Raw genomic sequence first — 25,468 nt, 5'->3', positions numbered from 1 at the left:
TGAATTTTTACCATCAAGACGCAAAAAAATAAAGAAGCCCTATTCCGGATTTCCTTATTTTTCACTAATATGATATAGCCTATACATTTAACTTGAAATACAGTAATCTTCTAATCTTTCAATTTGGTTATGACTTTGTCCAAATTAGTTGTAAGGTTGTTTAGATCTTAGAGAGGCACTAAAGGTCTACCTAAACGCTGTTCGCAAGGGTGCTCTTACAATGGAGATAATTTCAGATGTGATGGCACGTTTGGGTGAACTGAAAATGCATCCTAATTTTGAAAAAATCAACATTGTACTTTCAATGGAGGAGTTGGATGTGCTTTTGAATCGAATGTTTGAGTATACAAAAAAACTTGCAGCAGATAATGCGATTGAACTAACCAGTCTAGAGAAAGAAACACCTTCGCAATCTGAGAATCCAATTATTAATCTGCAGCGTTATCTTGAAGCACAAAAGCGCATTTTTGAACTGGCTTCTTAGATTATAGCAAGAGTAAGCAAGCCATCTTATGGAACAATTATGAAACTATAGTTACTTTATTTAATGAATTGGGATATTTGAGTTTATCGTTTTATTGAAAAAAGGTTCAATCGGTTGAAGTTCTTGTTCAATTAACGGGTGCGTTAGCTGAAAATCGAAGCTGTCTTTAAGGCAGCTTTTTCGTGCGCCCGGCATGGGTGCAATCTATAGGGTGAAAGTCCCGAACCATGAAGGCAGTAGTAGTGGTTAGCTTAATGCAAGGGTGTCCACGGTGACGTGGAATCTGAAGGAAGCAAGCGGCAAACCTCCGGTCTGAGGAACACGAACTTCATATAAGGCTAGGTATCATTGGATGAGTTTGCGAAACAAAACAAAGTCCTTACTGCCGAAGGTGGTACAGAGTAAATGAAGCAGATAGTTGGAGGGAAAGATTGCACTCTTACCCGGGGAGGTCTGATGACAGCCAAGTACACTTGGTAACCTGTCCAGTGATGGACAGCTGAATCATCAGAAGTCAGCAGAGGTCATAGTACTTGTCTACTCGAGAAGATAAGGAAGGACCGAACAGATTAAGGAGGATGAATACTAGGCGTTCGTTATCTGCGAAGAAGCAAACAATTCCTAACGGAACTTATTTGAAGGAAGAAGTGGTGAATACACGGGGAACTTCAAAAGGGTGGAGCAGATAAAGGCACAAATAGACCATTTATCCACGTAGAAAGGATATCAACGATGTTAATGGAACAGATACTAGGAGGGAAAACTTAATACAGGCATTGAAGCGTGTAGAAAGAAATAAGGGAAGCCATGGTGTAGATGGAATGCCGGTTCAAAACCTGAGACCGCACCTCGCAACTGAATGGTACAACATGAAAACTGCCCTTTTACAGGGTACCTATCAACCGCAGCCCGTCCGTCGTATCGAAATCCCGAAACCAAACGGCGGAGTTCGGCTATTGGGTATTCCAACCGTTCTAGACCGTTTCATTCAACAAGCCATTGCCCAAATATTGACCAAGATATATGACTCAACCTTTTCGGAGAATAGCTATGGATTTCGCCCTAACAAACAAGGGCACCAGGCGGTTCGAAAGGCAAAGTCCTATATAACCGAAGGTTATACATGGGTAGTGGATATGGACTTGGAGAAGTTCTTCGATAAAGTGAATCATGACAAGCTCATGGGAATGTTAGAGCGGAAAATTGAAGATAAACGAATTCTCAAACTGATTCGTAAATTCCTTCAAGCAGGCATTATGATAGGCGGACTTTTTCATAAAAGTGAGGAGGGAACTCCGCAAGGAGGCCCGTTAAGTCCTTTATTATCTAATATAATGTTAGACGATTTAGATAAAGAACTAGAGAAACGCAATCTTCGATTCGTAAGGTATGCGGATGACAGTACTATCTTTGTGAAGACACGAAAAGCCGCCAAACGTGCAATGGGAAATATCTCAAGCTTCATTGAAAATAAACTGAAGCTAAAGGTCAACTACGAGAAGTCGAAGTATGATCGCCCTTGGAACAGAACGTTTCTCGGTTTTAGTTTCACGAAGTCAAAGAAGAACCCGAAGGTTCTACTGGCTAAACAAACGGTGAAGAGAGTAAAGAAACGAATCAGGGAAATGACCTTGAGAAAATTACCGAAACCCATGAAACTCCGAATAAATAAGTTAAAGCAATACCTTAGAGGTTGGATGGGTTATTTCGCCCTCATTGATACTCCGAACGTATTGAAGAATTTAGATTCATGGATTCGAAGAAGACTCAGGATGTGCCTATGGAAGCAATGGAAATTGCCAAGAACGAGAGTGAGGAAACTCAAAGGATTAGGCGTCCCAATTGGAAAAGCATATGAATGGGGAAATAGTAGAAAGGGTTATTGGCGCATAGCGCATAGTCCTATTCTAGACAAAACCCTTAATAATGTTTATTGGCACCACCAAGGGTTAGTAAATCTATATGAACGATATACAAAACTACGTCAGACTTAAACTGAACCGCCGTATACCGAACGGTATGTACGGTGGTGTGAGAGGTCGGAGGCTAGGCGCCTCCTCCTACTCGATTTTATGCAACTATAGGGGCGGGTTAGTTCAACAAGGAATAATGCATTTGAAATAGAATTTATATAGTACGTCAATTAAGGAAGAAGGCTCAATGATATTGATTAATACAGTTTTTTCATATGTTCTTCTCGGTGTGATAATTTTCTACGCCTTGGAATGGGCAGCTGTTGGTTCAGGTTTTAAGGTACTAATTGGTGGGGGTTTGGGTTTACTTTTATATATAGCTATTCATTTTAGTAAGAACCAAAAAATAATGAGTGATATGGCAGGCTCGATGACAGGCAATAATATCCTAACAGGTGCCTTACTTCAATAAGGGAGTTGCTTTGGCAGCTCTTTTTTGTATGAAAACACAATAGTAAAAAAGCCATGCTAAAATAAACCCTCCATATTCTCATTTTTTTTGATGGGGGTAAATGTACTATGTCGTTATTTAACTGGTTATGCAGTTTGTTGTTCAGATGGAGCGATTGTATAGCCTTTCTTTTTTAGGTATTCGATCATTTTTAATTCTTTGTTATTTTGTTTTTCTTCAAGGTAATTTGAGCCTAGTTCATGATAAGGTTCTCCTGTTTTTAAGATGTTGTAAGCAATCGTTAATAGTAAATGGGCAGAAGCGATTCGTCCCTTCAATTTTCCTTGCCGTTTGGTAATCCTTTTTCGATGTGAAGCAATTCGATTATTTTGCCTTGATGTCGCTAATACACATTCTACGGCCATCGTTTTTAAAGCTTTATTTCCTTGTGTGGTTTTACTCGTTTTTTTTTTACCAGCACTTTCGTAATTTCCAGGACTCACACCAGCCCAAGAGGCAAGATGTTTAGCTGACTTAAATACGGACATATCAACACCCATCTCCGCAATAAAAGTAGCTGCCGCAGCTTTGTTCACACCAGGTATACCATCCAATAATTCTACTTCCTTACGATAAGGGGACAGGAGTTGATCAATTTGTTTTTCTAATTCTTCTATGGTTTCTTCTAAATAACCCATATGCTCCCAATGGTAACGCAACATATCACGATGATGGCGGCGAATACGACCATTAATTGCATGGGCAATGTCAGTAATACTTGCTTTTGTTCGCCAATCCACCATTTTTCGAAGACCATCGGTCTCTATTTTTTCACCATTTAGAATCGCTTCAAGGATACGGCGTCCCGATACACCAAAAATGTCTGATAGAACGGATGTTAGCTTGATATTAGCATCTTGAAGAATTTTGTGAATGCGATTCTGCTCTGATGTGCGATGATGAATCAATTTTTTTCGATAACGAGTAAGATCTCGTAAATCACGAATATCCTCTGGTGGGACAAAATTGCTTTCAATAAGTCCGCATCTTAGAAGCTTGGCAAGCCATTCGGCATCTTTTACATCAGTTTTACGCCCTGGAACATTTTTGACATGCCTGGCATTGGCCAGAACAAGGTGAAAAGATCCTTCGAGTATATTCCATATTGGTTTCCAGTAGACTCCGGTACTTTCCATCACAACATCGGATACCTGAAGGGTAGTTAACCAATCACTTAAAGCCAAGAGTCCTGTTGTTGTAGTCGAAAACGTTTCAATAGAGATTTTTGGCTTTTTATCTAATGGACCAAATAATACACAGGCTACTACTGTTTCTTGGTGTACATCTAGGCCAGCACACCGTTCAATCATTGCTTCCATAGGAGAATCACCTCAAAAAAAGATTAACAATACATATGATAGGAGATTTGTTACAAAAAATTTTGTATACGTACTAGCAGTACACTAAATGGTTCTTCCATACTGTCACAACCAGTTTCTTATACAGGGTATCTTCCTTAAGATCCACCAAAAAAAGCTCAGCCTGGTTGTATTGTTATCATCCATTATCGTCAAGGGGTTAATGGGTTAGACTCTATTTTTGAGTGTAGATTTTCGTAGTAGATGGTGGCGGCGAGGAGCGCCGCCATAGGAGTTTCTTATGGAACTAAACCAGCTAATAGTTAGTCAACATTTTTCAATGAAAACTTAAAATATTTCATGCTATACTAAATTTGTGCATGCCAAATAACCTTCCAATGAACCGTATTTGGAAAGTTTTGTGCTATTTAGTTATACTTTTAAACTAGGTTAGATCTTGGAAAGTCGAGTTATTTTGTAATAGTGCATAAATCCATTGTAGAAGCTTATTAGCACATGCTATCACAGCTACTTTAAAGGGCTTTCCTTCTTCACGTTTCTTATCATAGAACTCTCGTAATCTCTTGTTCCGAGGGATGATTTCATCTGTCGTTTTCTTCTTGCGACAATCACGAATGGCACAACGAACGGCCATATATAAGGCATGTCGTAGTCTGCCAGAACCTCTTTTGGTAATTCGATTTACTGAGCCTTTAAATTTACCTGATTCAAAGATACTTGGATCAATTCCGGCAAATGCCACTAGTTTTTTAGGGTGATTAAACCGATCAATCTCACCAATTTCAGAAATAATCGTTGTAGCGATTTTTTCACCGATACCAGGGATGGATTGGATAATCTTATATTCTTCAATTTCTTTTGCCAAAGCATTTATCTCTTCTTCAAATTTGGATAGGTGCTTTTGGTATTCTAGAAGCATTTTTATATACATCTCTAGGCTTAAAATGTGACTCTGATATAAAGTTCTCTGAAAAGGATTTCGAGCTGAGGCAGCCATAAGTTTCTCTGCCTGTGTATTCGCCCACTTTCTAGAACGACTTGGACAAAGCTCATTAATCCTATTTGCTACAGTTTCTTCACCGACTGCTAATATGTCTTCAGAAGTAGGGAATTCTAATAGAGTAAGCAAAGAAACAACCGAATACAAATCTCCAAAAACCCCTCTATATTCAGGAAATACTTGATCAAGAACAGCCTGAAACTGTAGTTTTGTTTGTACATAGATACCTGTTATATTTGCATGTTGTCTTGAAAGATTACGAAGATTTAAGAGTTGTATCCCTCGTTTTTTATAAGGCTCTAAATCCTCTTTATAGTACAGCTCGCAGAGGTGACGTGCATCGATTAAATCTGTCTTTACTTTCCGTAAACTAGAGCTCTTCGCACGATAAGAAATGAGTGGGTTAACGATAATTAATAAGTAACCTCTCTCCTCAAAATACTGCACAATGGGCGTATGATAATGCCCAGTAGACTCTAAAACGACCGGAGGTCGAATTCCTGTTGCGTTTTCTATCTCTCTAAGATATTGGTGTAAGCTCTCTAGTCCTTCAATGGTATGTGCTACTTTAAAACTTCTTTTATAAGGCTTCTTTTTATCCAAGAACGCTTGAACCTGACTTTCACCTTTCGCTATATCCAGACCAACCACTGGATTCATTTTTTATCTCCTCCAAAAACATATTATTGCCGGTAACCCCTAATCCTTCTTGCAGTATCATAGCTTCGCTTGTTATACGAGATCTTTGTCCCAACCAGCCTAATCATGTTTCTACAAGTAGGGGGCGAACTGTTTAGTTGACGGGGTCCAAGCCCCACGGGCAGGAACGTTCTACCCCGGCTACCGTTATCATATATCGATATAAAAATTGTTCAACCAGAAATAACTGGCTGACCTTTATAATACGAAAGGGGCAGGTTAGCATTCCTGTAGATCGTTAAATATCAGGTTTGAAAAAAATAGAGCCCCTCAGTAAGATATGAGTATAGAGTCCAATCTAACTCAGAATCTTAAGGAGGAAGCCCTACTATGAATTTTAAAATGCAAGACAAACAAAATCAACTAATAGAAAGAATTTCCGATACACACCTTATTGTTGGTGTGGATATCGCTCAACAACTACACGTTGCAAGAGCAGTTAACTTCCGTGGAATTGTAGTTGGAGACCCTCTTACATTTGAAAATAATGAAGAGGGGTTCCTTAAACTATTAAAATGGATTCATGATTTAAAAAGATTAAAAAACTTAGATGCAGCAATAGTAGGTATGGAGCCTACAGGCCATTACTGGATTAACCTTTCAAAATGGTTATATAACCAAAACATTGAGGTTGTAACAGTCAATCCCCACTTAGTAAAAAGGAATAAAGAGAATCGTGATAATACCCAATCTAAGAGTGATAAAAAAGATGCGCTCGTTATCGCGGATATGGTCAAAAACGGCTACTATTCCTTTATTCGCCCATCATCAGAATCATTTGAGAAGCTTAGAGTTCTAATGTCTAATCGTGATGTGATTGTTAAACGTCTCGTGATGTCTTTTAATCAAGTAAATCGATGGGTGGATGTGGTCTTTCCTGAACTCAGACAAGTGTTTAAAGATGTAACGTGCAAAGGGGCGATCGCAACCCTTCGTTTATTTCCTACACCGGATGAAATATCTTCACTAGAAACACTAGATGTCATGAGGGGTTGGAAGTCTTTAATGAAACGACAACCAGGACCCAAGAAGGCTCAATTACTAATCAATCTAGCAAAATCCTCTATTGGGACCGGACAAGCTCTTGATGCTTATAAATTCCATTTAGAACAATTATTAGAGGAATATGACCTCGCTGTCAAACAACTCGAAAGAGTTGAACAACAAGTTAAAGAAGTTCTCTACAAAATACCATTTGCAAAAAAACTACTTATGATTAAAGGAATAAGTGAAATTTCATTAGCCGGGATACTGGGTGAATCAGGAGATCTAAGTGGTTTCTCTCACGGAAACTCTCTATTACGGCATGCGGGATTACATCTAGCTGAAGCAAGTTCAGGCAAATGGAAAGGTCAGATTGTCATTTCAAAGCGTGGAAGGTCAAGACTACGACGATTCCTCTACTTAGCAACTATGAGCCTTGTGATGAATAACCCTGAGTTTAAGGCCGTCCATTCCCATAATGTGAAGGTAAAGAAGATAAAGAAAATGAAATCAATCATGAAACTCATAGGTAAACTAGCAAGGATTTTTGTAGGAATAGCACGACGAAACGAGTCTTATTGTCCAAATAAAGTCCAAGTATTGATCCCATTAGCAGCATAGAAATAAAACATTAGTTATATAGAATGTATCATTCAAAATAGTTAACTTTAATTTTGAATGTTGTCTTATTCGTAGGATTTCAAATATGTACGAGTACCAGGTTTCTTAAACAAAAGGGCACTGTGACCCATCAGGTTAGCATAACTGGCCTCCACCCCTTGGATAGGCATGACGAAGGAATGAGAGGGCAATTGACCCGTTGAGACATGGGAGGGAAAGCCTCCAGGGGCGGCGTGGAGATGTACATTATATGGTAAAATGTGGAGTGGTAGCTGACTCCTTTATTTAACTATGCCTTCACGAAGCCTAACTTATCTGAACTCAATTCATTTACCCGTAAGTCTAATTACAGGGGGTATGAAATCCTGCGAATAAGTGAGCATTCGAGAGATATTCGCATCAAACTGAGGGAGTTCAAGAAGCTGATAATACTAATAAGCCAGCGAAAAACAACTGTGTCAAGTGGTATATAATAAGAATAAACGATTCAAACCTATTAAGAGAGGCGATTAAAATGAAGGTAGAAATAAGCTACTTCCCTCCTGAAAAAATAATAACTGTGCCGGTGGAAGAAGCCACTTATCCCTTTGAGATTAACGATGAGTTCCAATATATCGTAAATTTTTTTTGTTATAATGATAGTGATTATACATATACCCATGAAGAATTCTTTTGTAATTGGATGGATAGCTCAGATTATTACCCTATTTATTCACTTGCGGAAATCTATGATTTTCAACAAGCAGAGTACGAAGAGCTGTTTAAGATGCAAAATATAGAGTTTAATTATATGAAGGGGAGTCGTAAAAACACGTTCTTTGTAAAGGCAATTATACGCAACCCGCAGCAATTTAAAGAATATTATCCTTATTTGTACGGGAATGGAAGCATGTTGAACTTATCATTATGGTCCTTAAAACAGGATGTATTCAGACTAGAGGAAAGGGAATATGAGTCACCTTATCCTGTAAAAAGGACTAAAAATAACCGAACCAGACTAGTTAAATTAAAGTGGATAGCCAATGCTTTGAGAGCAACTTTAACTGAAAGTTCCACTATGTTTTGGGTAGGGTATGATGGTGACTATATTACCGCGTTCTCAAATGATGAACACTTTTCAACAATAGACTCTCTTCAAAAAATAATACCAGAAAAGGTCGAGCTGGTAACTGATGATGATGAGTGGGAGTAGTGTTCTCCCATTACTTAACCGGGCTTTACTTTAATAAGAGGGTTGCTTTTGCAGCTCTTTGTCATATGGAACTATCGGGGCAGGTTAGTTCCATAAGAACTTCTATGGCGGCGATCCTCGCCGCCACCATCTACCACGAAAATCTCTTTTAGTAATACGATTAATGGTTTCCGTAAACTTACCCGATGAGTAAACACTTGGATTTACTCCAGCAAAGGCAACCAGTTTTTTCGGATGATTAAACCGAACGATTTCACCAACTTCAGAGATAATCGTGGCTGCGATTTTTTCTCCTATACCGGGAATCGATTGGATAATCTTATATTCTTCCAGTTCATTTGCCAAGGTCACTATACGATCTTCCAAATCAGAAAGGTGTCCCTGGTAATGAAAAAGCAACTCAATATACATACGAAGATTGATTACGTGACTATCATACACGTTTTTTTGAAATGGATTTCGAGATGCGGAATCCATTATTTTTTTTGCTTTTTCCCATGCCCATTCATCCGATCCGCTAGTACAGAACTCCATTACACTCTCTGCTAGTTTACTTTCCCCGGCTATTAATACAGCCTCTGAAGTAGGGTATTCCTTTAACATCAATAATGAAACCTTTGAAAATAAATCGCCAAAAACCTTCCGGTATTCAGGAAACAGTTGATCTAAAATGGTGTGAAACTGAAGTTTAGCTTCCACATACATATTCGTTACGATTTCCTGTTGTCTTGACAAATTCCGAAGGTCTAAAAGCCGAATTCCTCTTATTTTATGAGATTCAAAATCCTCTTTGTAATACAGCACACACAACTGGTACGCATCGATTGCGTCTGTTTTTACCTTTCGTAAACTAGACTTCTTTGCCTGATAAGAAATAATCGGATTTAGTAAGATATATAGAACTCCTTGTTCCTCCAAGAATTGAATAACGGGAGTATGGTAATGCCCTGTAGATTCTAAAATGATCATAGGCATCTGCCCTGTCACCTCTTCAATTTCTTTTAGAAATCCAATAAAATGATCTAATTCCTCTCTAGTATGCTTTATTGAGAAGCTCTTTCCATACGGTTTAGATTGATCTAAAAATACCTGAACCTGACTCTCTCCTTTTGCCACATCCAGACCAACAACTGGATTCATTGTTTTTTCCTCTTCTACTTACTAATCAGTACCCCTAGTCCTCCATGTAGTCCCAACCAGCCTCAAACATGTTTCTACAAGTAGGGGCGGACAGTTTATAGTTCACGGGATCAATTTCCACGCACCCGTACGTCCTACCCTGGCTACTGATAGAATAGGTTCTATTAAAAAAGATCAACAGTAATTTTTACTGGCCGACCTTATAATACGAACGCACCTGTTAGTTGAACAAGACTTAAGAATTTAGTTGTTTAAAATTTGTGTTTGTAAACCCAAATACGTCAACGTCTTCATATAGTTCAGCCTGATAGATATGTTGTTTTATTGAACCTTCATTTTTTATTCCAAGTTTTAACATAACTTTGCAGCAGCTGGGTTTTTAGATATAGCCATTGCCCATATACGATTAAGGTTTAACTGTTCGAAACCAAATAGAACAATTTCTTTGGTTGCTTCTGTAGCATAAGCTAGTTCCCCTTTATTATGTTGCTGATCAACCCGAATTGTCATTCCATCATCAAATAGGTTCCCCTCCTTTTATGTCTATAGATGTTGATTAAAATATAAATTAAAAAGAGGAAATAATTAAAATTTAAATCAGAAAATAAGAAATTGATTAGATTTTAAATCAATATATCAAAAAAACTAGCGGAATTGGCTGTAAATATCTGTGTAGTAAATTGGCGCGAATCTTGCTTAAGTAATATGTAAATTGATACTTTTCAGACGTTATTCAAGAAAAAGGAGTGTTTACATACTTATGAAAAACATGGGGGCGTTCAATATGCTGTAGATAGAAGCCGTTGCAAGTCCGTCTACAATAGTGTTGATAACGTGATGACTTAACGTCGTCCAAAGCTATTAAAGGCTATTATCAGACTGAAATGCACACAAAGCATTGTCAAAAAAAATCAATACAATTGAAGGTAAAGACCTAATAAGCAGAAAATTGATTAAAGCCAAATGATAAAATTTACTGCGGAATTTTAGTGGAATAGGGAGAGAATTGGATGTCGAATTCACCTGAAACAAATGGCATGGATCGTATGAGACCAATCGCTATGAATGAAAGGTCAATGAGTTGGTTCTCTACTTTATTTCTTTGGTTAGGCTCTAATGTTGTAGTAACCACAGTATTTTCTGGCATGCTGTTTGTTCCTGACATGGCATATCCAAAAGCGCTTACAATAATTATAATCGGAACGTTAGTAGGTGGAATACCATTAATTTTAATGGGGAATATAGGGACTCGCACCGGCTTACCCACCATGATATTGGCTCGAGGAGCCTTCGGTCAGCGAGGAGCAGTATTGCCTACAGCCGTGAACACTCTTGTTCTCATCGGCTGGAGTTGGGTACAGGCATATATGGGGGCTCTGAGCCTAAATCAAGCGGTATTTTATTTGACAGGATACACCAATATTAATTTATTTACGATTCTAACTGAAGCGCTAGTTGTTCTATTGGCTATGTACGGCCACCGTGTAATTGAGAGCGCGGAAAAATTTATCGTTAGTTTAATGGTTATACTGGTTGTTATCGTTTTTGGTTATATGTTTATTAAATTTGATGCAGGAAGTTTAATTCAAATGACAACAATTGATAATACGTCCATAACTGCTATAGTGGCATTTGATATTGTAGTTGCAACTGTTTTTTCCTGGATGCTTATGGTAAGTGATCATAATTGCCATTGTAAAACAGAAAAAGGCGGTATGATTGGAACTTATTTTGGGTTTAGTACCGCAACAATTATTGCGATGACACTTGGGGCAACTGTCTCTGGATTTTCACTATTGAATAATATGACACGAACGTATGACCCAACTGTTTTAATCGGAGAATCCAATCCTGTTTTTGGTCTTGTTGCTGCGCTAGTTATCTTCATCTCTGTTGTATCAACGAACACAATGGTTTTATATAGTGCCACGATTTCTTACTTAGCGATTTTTAAGAAACAGCGATTCTGGAAAGTTGCGCTAACAATAGGAATCATTTGTATATGCGGTGCCCTGCTTAAAGATTGGTTACTTTCGAATTTCCAAGGCTTCCTAATAATGATCGGAAGTCTTTTTATACCAGTTGTATCTATTATGTTGACAGATTACTACCTTCTTAAACGCAGCCTGTATGATGCTTCTGAGATTATTTCTGGCGAGAACAAGCTTTACTGGTATCGGAATGGGATTAACTATGTTGCTTATATTTCTTTTATTATCGGAGCTGGATTCTCTTATTACTTTACCTACGTACAACCTCTTTCCATAGGAACTACAATAGTAACCTTCCTGCTTACCTGCGTAGTTTATTCAGGGCTAATGAAAGTTACGGGAAAAATCAGGGTGCAGGAAGAAAGCAAAGAATCTGAAGTCATATAAAAAATAACAAATAAATATGCGTGTGACGCAGAAAGGGAGGCAGAGTTATGCTTAAAATTGAAAAAATTGTTGATTTATCACTCCAATTAACGAATGATACACCTATTTATCCTGGAGATCCTGACCGAACATTAGTGTTGCTACAACTCTAGAAATGGACGGGTATAATCTTCTTCATATACATCTTGGTTCACAAACAGGCTCTCATGTAGATGCACCATACCATTTTATTGGTGAGGGCCAACGTATTGATGAATCAGATTTGCGTTTATTTATTGGGATTGGAGTAATAATTCCAGTAACAGAAAAAGGGGAGGAAGAAGCTATTACCCTGAAAGATGTGGAACCTTACTTGGATCAACTCGCATCTGGAAAAATCGTTTTGTTTTATACAGGTTGGTCACGATATGTAGCGAAGGAATCATTTTTTCGTCATCCTTATGTTCATGAAGATGTTATTCATGAAATGATAAAAAGGGGAATTCGCACATTTTTCATCGATACAATCAATATCGATCGTACAGGTGGTACAGAATTTCCTATCCACGATGCAGTGGCCAAGGTAAACGGAATCATCGCGGAAAATCTAACTAATTTTGGAGCGATAGATTTTCCTAATCCTCTCATCAGCGCTTTTCCTTTACGGATTGTAGGTGCGGATGGTTCACCTGTACGAGCGGTAGCAATGAAAGTTGATTATAAAATCGATACACAAAAAAATTGATAGATAAGGATTCGATCTCCTTACTTTCAAGCTATTAATAAAGATTATCCTCAAATAATGTCAGGTCATAAAAGTATCCTAAGAAGGTAGTAAGTACCTTTATACCAATTTTGGACACTATTACTACACAAGGAAACTTCAGCATGCTATGTTTCAGCTACCGAAGTTGTAGAGGATTTAGCAGATTAATAAATAAATTTTTAGGGAGAGTGCATCATTTGAAAAAACTATTAGAAAAATGCGACCAATTATACATTAACGGACACTGGCTGAAGGGTGAAGGAGAAAAAAGAGTTCTGTCCAATCCAGCTAATGAGGAATTTTTGACTGAAATACACGAAGCGAGTGTTGAACAGGTTGAACTGGCCATACAGGCAGCTTTCGATGCTTTCCGAACAAACGATTGGGCAATCAATAAAGGAAAAAGAATTGAAACTCTGAAAAGAATAGCCCAACGCTTGGAAGACGCAAAAGACGATTTGACTAAATTGGAAGTTATTAATACAGGCAAGCCATATAATGAAGCAAAACTAGACATAGATGATTCAATTGCATGTTTGCGCTATTATGTGGATTTAATAGTTGACAAGCAGCCAAGGCGTATCAAAATGGAAGATGGGTCTGTCAGTGAAGTTCACAAAGAACCTATCGGTGTCTGTTCGTTAATTGTTCCTTGGAACTTTCCATTTTTACTTGGGATGTGGAAAATAGCACCGGCTCTAGCAGCTGGAAATACAATCGTGTTTAAACCCTCAGAAATAACTCCTTTATCATCAATTCTGTTTACAGAACTGTTAGATCAATGCGATGTGCCGGATGGTGTGTTTAATTTAGTTTTAGGTGCTGGTAATGGACCCGGTGAAGCTCTGGTGACTAGCGATAAAGTGGATAAAGTCTCATTTACTGGTGGTTCGGAAACTGGAAGAAAAGTTATCGAATTATGTGCTCAATCGTTTAAACGGGTATCTTTAGAGCTTGGTGGAAAATCACCTTTTCTTATTTTTGATGACGTGGATGCTGATTTAGCAGCTGAATTGGCTATTTATGGTGCATTTTTAAATCAAGGGGAGGTTTGTGTGGCCTCTTCCCGATTACTTGTGCATGAAAACCTTTATGAAACATTTTTAGGAAAACTTAATGAAAAGCTTCAAAAATTGAGAATTGGTGACCCATTTGACGAAAATACGGAAATGGGTGCCATTATTTCAAAAGAACATTTGGCCAAAATTGAGCGGTATATTTCCATTGGAAAAGAAGAAGGAGCAACCCTATTATTCGGTGGAGAGCGTTTAAATCGCAAAGGTCTATTTATCACTCCGGCAGTGTTTACGAACGTAAAACAAAATATGAGAATTGTGCAAGAGGAAATATTTGGTCCAGTTGTAACAGTTCAATCTTTCCGCACGGAAAAAGAAGCCATTGAATTAGCAAATGATACGAAATTTGGCCTTGCTGCGGGGATTTTATCTGGTAATCAGGAACGAGCACAAAAAATAGCTGGGGAACTTAAAGCGGGAACGATTTGGATTAACAGCTATCATACACCATACGTGGAAGCGCCTTGGGGAGGGTACAAACAAAGCGGAATTGGGAGAGAGCTTGGCCCAGAAGGATTGGACAGTTTTTTGGAAACAAAACACGTAAATACACAAAAAAGTGTAGAATCACTTGGTTGGTATAAATTTTAGAGGGTTAGAAGTTCTTCAAAAAGAAAGAATACTACTTTATATTTATATTTCATTGCGGTAATACCTATTGAGTGTTACCGCTCTTAAACGCCCTTTCTTCCCCGTTTCTTATGGAACTAAAGGGGCAGTTTAGTTGAAGAAAAATAGGTTGTTTAACGGATATACTTGCCCTTACTATTATTAATCAAATTTCATCTAATGGTATAAAGGAGATGATGAAATTTTGTCAAAAGATAAAAAGAAAAAAAAAGATAACAATAAATTTGATTATATTGTCATTGGTGCCGGAACTGCCGGAGGGGTAATTGCTAAAAAATTAACAGATGACAAAAAAACTTCCTTACTAGTCCTTGAAGCAGGAACAAATTTGACACACGAACTAAGTAGTCCTTCTGTTTTAGATTCAGTTACTTTTTCATTTGATAATAAGTTTTCATTTAATTTACTTTCTAAACTGGAGTTAAACATTGGACGTCAGCTTCGATTATCAGGTGGCAGAGTAATTGGGGGAAGCTCAGAACATAATGCGATGTATGCAGATCGTGGAAGCAGTAACCTTTATGATGAGTGGGCAAATCTCGTCGGAGATCAATGGAGTTACGAGAATGTTCGTCCTTTATTCATAAAAAATGAAACTTATACAGGAACGACAAAAGACCCAAACGAACGAGGAACAAAAGGTCCGATTTTTATTAGACAACAAATCATTCCTGATGGTGGTGGGATTATAAAAACTTTAGCTGAAGCAACATCAGCTGTTTTGGGTATCCCAATTGTTAAAGATTACAATACAGGTATAAGAGATTGTACATTTTTTAAATCGCAATTTACCCAACAAAAAGTAGATGGAATGTTTGTCCGTTCATCTACTGCAACTGGGTATTTAAACAAAAATATTGTTACACAGGGGACTGAAGTCCACCCAGATGAGTTTGGGGTCGGTCAGAGAAAATTGGTCATTTTCGCAAAAACTACAGTGAATAAAATTCTATTTAAAGAAAAAAAGGGGGTTAACATTGCTGTTGGAGTTGAATATGTCAGAGACGGAGTGTCAGAAAGATCTTTTGCCCGAAAAGGAATCATTGTCTCTGCAGGTAATTTCTCATCGGTCATTCTACAACGTTCAGGAATCGGAAGACCGACTGAGTTGGCTGAAGCAGGGATATCAACTTTGGTAGAGAGCCCAAATGTTGGTCACAATTTTCAGGCTCATTCTTTTGTTGGAATGGGAGTAAGAGTAGAAACAAGCCGACTTCTGCAGGTATTGGCTGCTGATCCTAACCAGCCATTTGCACTAGGTGCGTTTAAAAAGGATAATGGAGATGGACGCCGCCTTCATCTATTAGGGGTTCCACTAACATTTTTTGTCCCGATTCAAGATGTGTTTATTAATCAATGGCAATTTGATGACAAAAAATCGAGCAATATCATGAGTTTTGCGATAGTAGACCTTAACCCCAAAAGCAGGGGCACTATGACGGTAGCACACAGCGACCCCGAAGCTTATCCATCGGTTACCTTGAATCCACTCGAAAATCCGGATGACTTAAATTTTATGGTGGATCAATATATTGAAACGTTCAATATTATGATGAAGGCTCGTGAACTAGACCCAAGTGGCATTTATAATGTGGTATACCCTCCTGAGAATATCTTCCTGAACCCGAATGAAGAAGAAAAACGAAATCAACTTGCATCTTTTGTCAGGGCTTCATATACAAGTTTCGATCACTTTGGAGGACAATGTAAAATGGGGAGGAATATTCAACAAGGAGTTGTTGATGGATTCCTGAATGTTTTTGGTACCAAAAATCTTAAAGTCGCTGATCTTTCCGTCTCTCCTATTTTACCAGATGCTAATACTTGCATGCCTGCTCAGATGATCGGTTTAAATGCAGTGAGGTTCATTCAAAACGATTCCCATTCTTACGTTTTTGATGATGATGAAATTGAGGATAGTTATGAAGAAAGTAGCGACAATCATAATCATAGTCACCATAATTCACACCAAAGACATCATGATGAAAGTAGTGACGAGGGCAGTAGTTAGAATTTAAAAGTACAAGGAAAGACCGTTTCGACGGTAGGGGCGGTCTTTTGGATTTGGCTTTTATGAGTGTTTGTGAAGAATTACACTTAAACTATCGGGTGCTTTACTTCAACAAGGGAGTTGCTTTGGCAGCTCTTTTTTCTTATGGAATAAAGGGGCAGGATAATTGATGTATTTAAGACAGCTTTTTCTTATGGCACTAACGGGGCAGTTTAATTGAAGTAGGCATCTCACATCTACCTCATCTCATTAACAATGAAAGGAGCAAGGTAAGAGTTAGTTGACCATTAGGCGTGACTACCTAAAGTTAAAATTGTGTTTTTTATCAGAGTGTTTGTCTTATACAAAAAGCTCTCAAACGAATAGATTAATAATAGATTTAAGTATATTTTTTAAATCTAAAACAATATTAATAGAAGGGAGTTTTTATCTAGAATGAAACGACATGACTATCTCTACATTGGAGACGGCTTCGACAACACCGTGAAGACATTTGATGCAGAATCGGGCAGGTTCCTTGGAAGATTTGTTCCATCAGGTGACAACGGCTTAAATGGTCCCCGGGGACTTATCTTCGATCATAATGGTAATCTCCTTGTTACTAACCAAAACGTACTGCCTCCTCCTCCTCCAGCACCTCAAAATGGAAGCATTTTAAAGTACGACGCACACACTGGACAGTTTCAAGGATATCTCGTCAATCCCAATGATCCTAACGCTCCGTTCGCCCCGCGCGGTATCGTCCTTTCGAAACAAAATATTCTGTTTGTGGCAGACATTATTGTAGAGACCGGCCTTAATGGAGAAGTGAGGACATATCATGGTATCACTGGGGTGTTTCAGGGAAATCTTGAACACCCGCCTGGAGTACAGTTTTTTCCCCGAAGTGTAGTAATTGGTCCGGACGGCTTGTTATATGTGTCCGTCAGTAACAACCCTACTACTGCAGAAGGTCAGCTCGGTGGACGGGTAGTGCGCTATAATCCGAAAACCGGGGAATTCATTGATGTGTTCATTGAGGGCGATTCCATTCCAGATTTTAACCGTTCGGAAGGTTTGGTCTTCGGTCCTGATGGCAACCTCTATATCACCAGTTTCAGAAGGGACCCGAGTGACACGGACAAAATTCTTATCTTCGACCGTAAGGGCAGGTTTCTTGATAAGATTGATCTCTATGCCGTCGGACAGCCCCGCGCCTTTGCGCAGGCAATCCTGTTTGGTCCAAACGGTAAACTATTTGTCCCTATTACAGGACCGGGTCCCGTTAATGGCCAGCCTTTGGGACCTGATACAGGTTCTGTACGTCGCTACAACGTTAAGAGCAAAACATTTGATGTGTTTGTACGTCCAGCTCTTCTGGGAGGACCGTTAACGGAGCCGTGGTATCTGACATTTGGCAAAACGGACCCCGCAACACTAGCTTACAGGCAGGACAAGGAAGAAAGCAGCGACGATGATCACCACCATGATGATGAAAGCAGTGACTAGAATAGTAGTTAAAATTTGAATATATAAGGAAAGACCGCCACTTGTGTTTAGATAGCGGTCTTTCTTTGGACAAGGTGTAACTTTTCTAAAAGGTCTTTGATTTGTTTTAAAATATTCCTTACAGCGAGGTGAGTTCGCCAAGTTTCTAACATCACACAGGTCAAGGTGGTTCTCACGATACAGGTATTACGTCTTTAGAGTGTGAAGAAATGTACTTACGCTAACGGGTGCGTTAATTCATTAAGGAACACAAAAATGATCAAACTTTGTTTCAAAGCTAAATAAGGCGGTCTTTAAAAGGACCGTCTTATTTTAAATTCTTGTTTCACTTTTCTAAACTTCTTTGTAATTGTTGATTTAAGCTCTACATTAGTAATATTTATACGAGTAATAGATCCTTTTTGTCATAAAAATTATTTACCATACTCTCTAATCTTAGGTATTCACTTTAGCTGTTCGAGTACAACAACTTTGTCCCATTCTTTGTTTTTATAATCGGATTCTTCCCAACCCACGCGGTAAATACTACCAAAGTCTGGCTGGAATCCCCTGGTAGTAAATACCTTTTTATCAAAAGTAATGTCTTCTCCCTCGCCTCGCAAATTCTCCCCAAGGAGTTTACCATTGTCGATATCACTGATTTCAAATGTCTCAGAAATGATATTCTCTTCACCCTCATTAGCAATCAGTTTTTCTCTACCCATATATACTTCAGATGTTTGCTCGTCCAGGTGTACTATTGGCATTTCCTTAATTTTTGAGAGACGGTTTATTTCTGCGATAATCTTTTCATTTTGCTTTTCATCTTGCCTTTCGTCCGCATTGTAAAAACCGATTGCGTATCCCCCACTTAATCCTACTAACGTTCCTGCGATTGTGAAAGCTAATACTGTCTTCTTCATATGTATTTCCACCTTTTCTATTGCTCTTATCTACTTACTTATTAATAATAACATGCAAATTATTTACCATACTCTCCAATCCTCGGCATATTACTAGCTGAAGCCCACTTTTCAGTAGATTTTGATTCACTGGTGTGCTCTGTAATAAAGTTTGATAATTTATATTAAAATTTTGGATATTAATGTTAAAAACATATAGAGATTGTGAAAGAATGTACTTAAACTATCGGGGCAGGTTAGTTGACTAACAATAATTTACAAATGTATGTTCGGATGATAATCTGTAAATAAATTGAGGGGGAGTAAGGTTATGGAAAAAGTTGATTACGTTGAGTTAAAACATTTTTCGAATGAATATTTAGATGTATTAAATTCTTTTGAACTTCCTGAAGAACAAGTGCAGTTCACTGCATTACCAAACAAGATTTTAGAGGCGACAGAAGGGCAACATCGGATTGTTATTTTAAGTGAGAATGAACCTGTAGGTTTCTTTTTATTACATTCAACTGAACGAGTAAAGGAGTATTCAGATAATCCGAAAGCTATGTTGTTAACTGCATTATCTGTTAATCATGCGAAGCAAGGAAAAGGTTATGCTAAACAAGGTATGCTCTTACTAAGTGATTTTGTTAAATCTGAATTTCCTAACTGTGATGAAATCGTTTTAGTTGTAAATCATAAAAATCTTCCTGCCCAGCAACTGTATTTGAAAGTGGGTTTTCAAGATACTGGCAAGAGAAAAATAGGTCCAATTGGTGAACAGTTTATAATGAATTTATCGGTGTAAAATACATAGTGCTTAATGAACTAACGGGTGCATTAGCTTAAGATCAGAGCTGCCTTTAAGGCAGCCTTTTTTAATGGCACTAACGGGGCAGGTTAGTTGAATACGGAAGGACTATTAGAAAAATTACAGAATAATTAAGATTAGAGAAAAAAATTAATTAATTGAACAATAAGGAGAATTTAAATGAATAAAGCTCGCAACAATAAAATGAAAAAAACGTGGAAGTTAATTGGCATATTCATAGTACTCTTCTTTGTTTATTATAGCTTTTTTTATTTTCCAACTGTACCAACTGCTTCGATAAAAAATGAGCATAAGACATATGAATTGAAAGCAAAAGATTATGATTATAGTGCTTTTGGCAAAAGTATTACAAAAAATCTTACTTATAAAAGCGTAAATGAACTAAATACATATTTACAAAATGAACCGGAAATAACGGTCCATTCTAACCATCATTTTACTTATAAAAATAGTGCATCAACTACTGCTACGAACATATTTTTTTACAGTGTAGATCGAAATAAAGTTATACCACGTTTTGAATCCGAATCAACCGTTCAATCCATTTCAGAACCTGGACATTATATTCTTGAATACTTATCTGAATTTGAAACAGGAAAAGTAGCAAGTTATTTTGTTAAGATTAATGTAGTAAAATAATAAAAATATCAAAGAATTGAAGCAAAAAATCTGAAATTCCTTATGTAACTAACGGGTGCGTTAGTTGAGATCCGAGGCTGCCATTTGGTGGCCTTTTTGCTTAATGAACTATAGGGGCAGCATTCCTGTAATAACTGAAAATGAGGTTTGAACGAAAAAAGACCTCTTGATAAGATGAATGTGTCCTAAGCTGGCCAGCTAAAAAAGGACAAAACATCTATTTGGAGGTCTCACAATGAATTATAACCAAAATCATAAAATCACTCAAATTACTTCTGAAACCTTAATTGTCGGAGTAGATATAGCCAAGCACAATCATGTCGCGAGAGCACAGGATTTTAGAGGATTGGAACTGGGTAAAACGTGTTTCTTTGAAAATACGAATGCAGGATTTCATTCGTTTCTAGATTGGATTAACCAACTTGTTAAAGAGTGTAAGTTAAATCAAGTGATTATAGGCATGGAGCCAACTGGTCACTACTGGTTAAATCTAGCTCATTTTCTAAAAGAGAATAATATTAAGTTTGTATCTGTCAATCCACTACATGTTAAACGAAGTAAAGAATTAGACGATAATTCACCTACAAAGAATGACGTGAAAGATGCAAAAGTCATCGCACAATTAGTCAAAGACGGAAGATACGCCGAACCGACAATTCCCCAAGGAATTTATGCAGAACTCCGAGTGGCCAAAAAACTTCGTGATCTTCTCAACGTTGACTTACAGGTCGTTCAGGGACAAGTTCATAACTGGCTTGATCGTTACTTTCCCGAATTTTTGACAGTGTTCAAAAGTTGGGAAGGCAAGGCAGCTATTCATTTTCTAAAGCTAGAAGCCTTGCCACATGAACTTGTAAATTATACGGAAGAGGAGCTCTTACTTTCCTTAAGACAAGTGGTAAAACGCAGTATAGGCTTAAAGAAGATACGAGCACTCAAAGAAGCAGCCAATCGTTCGATTGGTATTCGTCAAGGGGCAGCTATGGCGAAATTAGAGTTGAGAGCTTTACTAGAGAAGTATGATTTTATTCAAATGAAATTCGAAGAATTAGATCATCAATTAGATCAGTTATTAGACCATATCCCAGGTGTCACACAGATGTTAGAGGTGTCAGGAATCGGTCGAGATACAGTAGCAGGGTTTTTCGCAGAGGTCGGCGACCTCAGAGACTATCAACATCCTCGCCAAATCGTAAAATTAGCAGGTTTAAGTTTAAAAGAAAACACATCCGGAAAGCACAAAGGTCAGACCAAGATTACCAAACGGGGACGAAAGAAATTGAGGGCTCTCTTATTCCGGGCAGCCATGATACTGGTGGCAAAGAACAAGGCTTTTAAAGCTCTTCATATATATTACACAACACGTTCTCACAATCCCTTAAAGAAAATGCAATCTCTGATAGCCTTGTGTAACAAGCTTATTCGAATTCTGTTTTCAATCGGTAAAAAACAATTTACGTTTCAAGAAGACAAGATGTTAAAGGATATCCCTCATATGGCAACATTTGTAGTCCATCAAACAGTCGCATAGTTCATTGAATTTTAAGGGTACACGGTCATTTAATTAACACTCATTTAAAAGTGAAGCACGGATTAGTCGGCAAAGCAACTAACGTGAGGACTTAGATCCTGTGGGGCAGCATGACCGACATCCACCTCATGGAAAGGTTGAACGAAGGAATGTAGGAGCATCGACTCTGTGAGACATGGAAGGGTTGACCTCCATGAGACATGTGGATATCCTAAAGTGGGTTAATGATATGACTATGAAATCCTAAGAATTCTAGAGCAATCGTGAGATTGTGTTTAGTTTATTGAGGGAGGTTAGTTCATTGTAGTGTGTTCGAACTGTGACTTAATAAATTAATAAGTAATTTTTATGAATATAGAGTTTAGAAGCACTGTATTATGAGATTCGCTAATCTTTCATTTATTGGTAAAATAAGAAAGAGGTGGTTTACTTTTGAAAAAGCTTCCCAGGTATACACAAAGTTTTATCTTCACTCTATTTTTTCTTATTTTGGCTTTAGTTTCATTTAGAGTTTTTCAAAATTCTAAAGCTTTCCCAATCCTTTTTGGTACTTATTCTCTTTTCAACTTAGCTCGTGGTTTATATTATTTAAGGCAAAGACAAACTCAAAGGTAAGACAAATTAGCCCATGCTGAGATTTTTCCATATTCACCGTGCATTTTTGGTCCACCATTTATAAAAATCTTCTTTGAAAATATGAATCAAGATATCCTAATAATGGGCTTCTGTATATCCGGTCACGTACGGACCTTATATGGTTTAGAGGCCACCTGGCATCTTAGGTAAAGGCGTATCAACAGGTAATGAACCTATTTTCGCTGCTTCTTCTAAACTCGGCTAATTCTTTCATGGGAATGACTCCTTCCTTGTTTATTCGAACTGTGCAACATTAAAACTCATACCACTTTCCATTATTTGGTTTATGATGATAGGAAGGAGTTGTTGTTTAATTGAATGTTAAAAATATAAGTACATCCATTTCTGAAGATATTATTATTACTAATTTGACAGGTTTCATAACACTTGCTGATGTAAACACATGGTTTAATTCATTTGAGAAAACGTGCTATTCATTTATTAGACAGGGGAAAAAGTATAAGTTGTTAGTTAATCGTAAAGGTTATACTCCAGAACATTTTTCTGTACAAAAGTTGTGGAAAGACAAATTGTTCTCTAATAATATATTAGAGAACACCATTGCTGTCGCTTTTTTATTAGAAGAAGGGGATATTCTAATTCACCTTGAAAAGTCTAATACCAAAGACAATGCAATGTTCTCAAGTAATTATGACCAATTAATTGACAGGCTTACTAAATATAAATAACGAATTATTACTCCTAAGTTGCTGAAAGGTAACTTTTTTTAATGCACAGTTTGTGTCAACTCTGCGATAAGTCTTATATAACAGGGGTTGCTTCGGCAGCTTATTCTTATGGAGCTAAAGGGGCAGGATAGTACAAAAACAAATTTGTATATGGTATATTAACACCGTAACTTATTAAAATTCTTTAATAAGTTTATTTTTTTAGGTGGTGAATCTAGTGAATGAGTTAGTAGCTACTCCAAAATCTATTAAGAAGATAATCCTTCGTGGTATTCGTACAACTCTTTTAGAACTTGGAAGTGCAACAAAAGTTGAACTCAGCCATACATTAGGAATTAGTTTCCCGACAATAAGTAAGTTCCTAGCACAGATGGAGAAGGATGGGGAAATTATTTTAGTCGGTTTAGACGGTTCTAGTGGTGGGAGAAGAGCAAAAAGATATAGATACAATCCCGAGCATATGTTAGGTCTGGCAATATTTCTAGAGAAAACAGAGACGAATTATACAATTTTTAATTGTGTGGGAGAAGTAAAGGAACAAGGAAAAGCGCCGAGTGTATTAATGGATGATGGTTTAAATTTATTAACTACGTGCATTGAAAACATAATGACTAAATATTCGAAAACCAGTTCTATGGCAATTGGCGTTCCTGGTTCGGTTGATAGTGGCCGGATTTTCTATATACCAGGATACGAGCAGTTTCAAAATTTTGATTTAAAAGGATATTATGAGGAGCAATTTTCTATACCTGTCGTAGTAGAGAACGATATGAATGCTGCTGTTCTTGGATATCACAATAATAGGGGAATTAAGGACAATCAATCCCTTATATATTTGTATTCTGGTGAAAATGGCCCGGGTGCAGGAATTATGATAAATGGCGATGTGGTGCGAGGAAGTACTTTTTTTTCAGGAGAGGTTTCATTCGTCCCTCAGTATAATGACCGAAATTTTCGGCAAGCTTTGGAAAATGGAAGTGGACCTAAAAAAGTAACTATTTGTGAGGATTATGAGATTGATGCAATTAGCAGGTTAGTAGCCTCGTTTGTAGCTATCATTAACCCTCATACCATCATTTTTAGTAACGATGAAGTTGAAAAAGTTATTTTAGACAAAATTGCCGTAGGTAGCTCAAAATATATCCCGTCAGAACATCTTCCATCGCTTACAATGAGTGATTGGAAACAGGATTATTTATATGGATTACAAAGTCTTGGTCGTGATCTCATGATGAATGGAACAAACAGTAAATCTGTTTCTACATGAAAAGTAAAATCACATTTATTCTAGGCTACATTTATCTCTTACAAATATATAAAATTAATGGATTTTAAAATTTCCTTTTGATAATGCAACTAAAACAAAGGTAGAAATTAATTTTTGTAAAAAAACACTTGAAATAATGTCATATAAGGTGGTGATTCCCCTATAATATCAAGATCTAGCAATAACCTCTATAATTTAAAGGAGTGAAAAGAATTGAAAATTGAACATGTTGCTATCTGGGTCAATGATTTGGAAGGCATGAGGGAGTTTTATGAAACTTATTTTAATTGTAAATCAAACATTAAATATCATAATAGTGAAAAGAAATTTGAATCTTATTTTCTAACTTTTGACTCGGGTACACGATTAGAGATTATGCGTAAGGCAGAAATTAATAAGCAAAATCGGGGAGATAAAATTGGTTGGGCTCATATTGCCATCTCCTTGGGAAGCAAGGAATCCGTTAATCAAATGACAGCTAGATTAAAAAATAATGGTTATCCTCATATTAGTGGTCCCCGTATCACTGGAGACGGGTATTATGAGAGTGTTGTAGAAGACCCTGAAGGAAATCTTTTAGAGTTGACTGTATAATACAAGGGGTAAAATGGTAAAGGTTGCTGAAACATTTTCATTATTAGTGACTTATTAAAGATATTTAATAAGTGTTTTTTCTATACTTTTTAAATGTTTTTAATAAGTTTGTTTACATAGGGGGTAACTCAAGATGGAAGCTACATTATTTATATGGATCACCAAGTCTTAGACTTGATCTCATGATGAATGGAACAAGAACGTAAAA

At 37.4% G+C, this 25,468-nt stretch carries 19 protein-coding genes and 2 pseudogenes; 16 read left to right on the top strand and 5 right to left on the bottom strand.

What is annotated here, in order from left to right; translation table 11 throughout:
• Positions 1–220 precede the first annotated feature (220 nt).
• From ABIE66_RS28365 to ABIE66_RS28355, 3 genes and pseudogenes are all read left to right on the top strand, one after another.
• A complete protein-coding gene (locus ABIE66_RS28365) occupies positions 221–484 on the top strand; it encodes a hypothetical protein (protein WP_370017183.1) in 264 nt (87 codons plus the stop codon).
• Positions 485–1,216: 732 nt separating this feature from the next.
• Positions 1,217–2,478: pseudogene (ltrA, locus tag ABIE66_RS28360) on the top strand (group II intron reverse transcriptase/maturase).
• Positions 2,479–2,644: 166 nt separating this feature from the next.
• On the top strand, positions 2,645–2,869 hold the full coding sequence (locus tag ABIE66_RS28355) for a hypothetical protein (protein WP_370017182.1): 225 nt from the start codon (positions 2,645–2,647) through the stop codon (positions 2,867–2,869).
• A gap of 125 nt (positions 2,870–2,994) precedes the next feature.
• Here the strand turns inward: ABIE66_RS28355 and ABIE66_RS28350 are convergent, their stop codons facing one another.
• Positions 2,995–4,227, bottom strand: coding sequence for an IS110 family RNA-guided transposase (locus ABIE66_RS28350; RefSeq protein ID WP_370017181.1), 1,233 nt, complete (start codon positions 4,225–4,227; stop codon positions 2,995–2,997).
• Positions 4,228–4,651: 424 nt separating this feature from the next.
• Complete coding sequence (locus tag ABIE66_RS28345) at positions 4,652–5,887, bottom strand: IS110 family RNA-guided transposase (protein ID WP_370016450.1); 1,236 nt, start codon at positions 5,885–5,887, stop codon at positions 4,652–4,654.
• 369 nt (positions 5,888–6,256) lie between these two features.
• On the opposite strand from ABIE66_RS28345, the gene ABIE66_RS28340 reads away from it, so the two are divergent.
• Entirely contained in the window at positions 6,257–7,531 is a 1,275-nt protein-coding gene (locus ABIE66_RS28340; protein WP_370017180.1) for an IS110 family RNA-guided transposase, read from the top strand.
• Positions 7,532–8,045: 514 nt separating this feature from the next.
• Positions 8,046–8,723 carry a hypothetical protein gene (locus ABIE66_RS28335; protein WP_370017179.1) on the top strand — a complete coding sequence of 226 codons (678 nt, stop codon included), beginning with the start codon at positions 8,046–8,048 and terminating at the stop codon, positions 8,721–8,723.
• Positions 8,724–8,867: 144 nt separating this feature from the next.
• Here the strand turns inward: ABIE66_RS28335 and ABIE66_RS28330 are convergent.
• Together ABIE66_RS28330 and ABIE66_RS28325 are read right to left on the bottom strand one after the other, a co-directional pair.
• Positions 8,868–9,863: pseudogene (locus ABIE66_RS28330) on the bottom strand (IS110 family RNA-guided transposase); the annotation flags it as partial.
• Positions 9,864–10,214: 351 nt separating this feature from the next.
• Positions 10,215–10,373 carry a GNAT family N-acetyltransferase gene (locus ABIE66_RS28325; RefSeq protein ID WP_370017178.1) on the bottom strand — a complete coding sequence of 53 codons (159 nt, stop codon included), beginning with the start codon at positions 10,371–10,373 and terminating at the stop codon, positions 10,215–10,217.
• Positions 10,374–10,873: 500 nt separating this feature from the next.
• On the opposite strand from ABIE66_RS28325, the gene ABIE66_RS28320 reads away from it, so the two are divergent.
• From ABIE66_RS28320 to ABIE66_RS28300, 5 genes are all read left to right on the top strand, one after another.
• Positions 10,874–12,241, top strand: coding sequence for a purine-cytosine permease family protein (locus ABIE66_RS28320; RefSeq protein ID WP_289318613.1), 1,368 nt, complete (start codon positions 10,874–10,876; stop codon positions 12,239–12,241).
• A gap of 154 nt (positions 12,242–12,395) precedes the next feature.
• Positions 12,396–12,965 carry a cyclase family protein gene (locus ABIE66_RS28315; protein WP_370017177.1) on the top strand — a complete coding sequence of 190 codons (570 nt, stop codon included), beginning with the start codon at positions 12,396–12,398 and terminating at the stop codon, positions 12,963–12,965.
• A gap of 218 nt (positions 12,966–13,183) precedes the next feature.
• Positions 13,184–14,653 (top strand): aldehyde dehydrogenase family protein, encoded by a 1,470-nt coding sequence (locus ABIE66_RS28310; RefSeq protein ID WP_370017176.1) that lies wholly within the window; start codon positions 13,184–13,186, stop codon positions 14,651–14,653.
• A gap of 223 nt (positions 14,654–14,876) precedes the next feature.
• A complete protein-coding gene (locus ABIE66_RS28305; RefSeq protein WP_370017175.1) occupies positions 14,877–16,703 on the top strand; it encodes a GMC family oxidoreductase in 1,827 nt (608 codons plus the stop codon).
• A gap of 435 nt (positions 16,704–17,138) precedes the next feature.
• Positions 17,139–18,191 carry an NHL repeat-containing protein gene (locus tag ABIE66_RS28300; RefSeq protein ID WP_370017174.1) on the top strand — a complete coding sequence of 351 codons (1,053 nt, stop codon included), beginning with the start codon at positions 17,139–17,141 and terminating at the stop codon, positions 18,189–18,191.
• A 443-nt stretch (positions 18,192–18,634) separates the two neighbouring features.
• Here the strand turns inward: ABIE66_RS28300 and ABIE66_RS28295 are convergent, their stop codons facing one another.
• On the bottom strand, positions 18,635–19,093 hold the full coding sequence (locus ABIE66_RS28295) for a hypothetical protein (RefSeq protein WP_370017173.1): 459 nt from the start codon (positions 19,091–19,093) through the stop codon (positions 18,635–18,637).
• Between the two features lie 310 nt (positions 19,094–19,403).
• Here ABIE66_RS28295 and ABIE66_RS28290 point away from each other — a divergent pair, with 310 nt between their 5' ends.
• The 6 genes from ABIE66_RS28290 (at position 19,404) to ABIE66_RS28265 (ending at position 25,260) form a co-directional block, all read left to right on the top strand.
• Entirely contained in the window at positions 19,404–19,880 is a 477-nt protein-coding gene (locus ABIE66_RS28290) for a GNAT family N-acetyltransferase (protein WP_214811456.1), read from the top strand.
• 183 nt (positions 19,881–20,063) lie between these two features.
• A complete protein-coding gene (locus ABIE66_RS28285) occupies positions 20,064–20,543 on the top strand; it encodes a hypothetical protein (RefSeq protein WP_370017172.1) in 480 nt (159 codons plus the stop codon).
• A gap of 235 nt (positions 20,544–20,778) precedes the next feature.
• Positions 20,779–22,074 carry an IS110 family RNA-guided transposase gene (locus tag ABIE66_RS28280; protein WP_370017171.1) on the top strand — a complete coding sequence of 432 codons (1,296 nt, stop codon included), beginning with the start codon at positions 20,779–20,781 and terminating at the stop codon, positions 22,072–22,074.
• Between the two features lie 950 nt (positions 22,075–23,024).
• Entirely contained in the window at positions 23,025–23,399 is a 375-nt protein-coding gene (locus ABIE66_RS28275; protein WP_370017170.1) for an STAS/SEC14 domain-containing protein, read from the top strand.
• Positions 23,400–23,604: 205 nt separating this feature from the next.
• Positions 23,605–24,666 (top strand): ROK family transcriptional regulator, encoded by a 1,062-nt coding sequence (locus tag ABIE66_RS28270; protein WP_370017169.1) that lies wholly within the window; start codon positions 23,605–23,607, stop codon positions 24,664–24,666.
• A 213-nt stretch (positions 24,667–24,879) separates the two neighbouring features.
• Positions 24,880–25,260, top strand: a complete 381-nt coding sequence (locus tag ABIE66_RS28265; protein WP_289318895.1) for a VOC family protein — start codon at positions 24,880–24,882, stop codon at positions 25,258–25,260.
• Positions 25,261–25,468 lie beyond the last annotated feature (208 nt).

The organism is Peribacillus sp. B2I2 (assembly GCF_041261685.1).
Taxonomy (GTDB): domain Bacteria; phylum Bacillota; class Bacilli; order Bacillales; family DSM-1321; genus Peribacillus.
The sequence above is the reverse complement of the archived record's forward strand: the minus strand, read 5'-3'. Positions and strand labels throughout refer to the sequence as shown.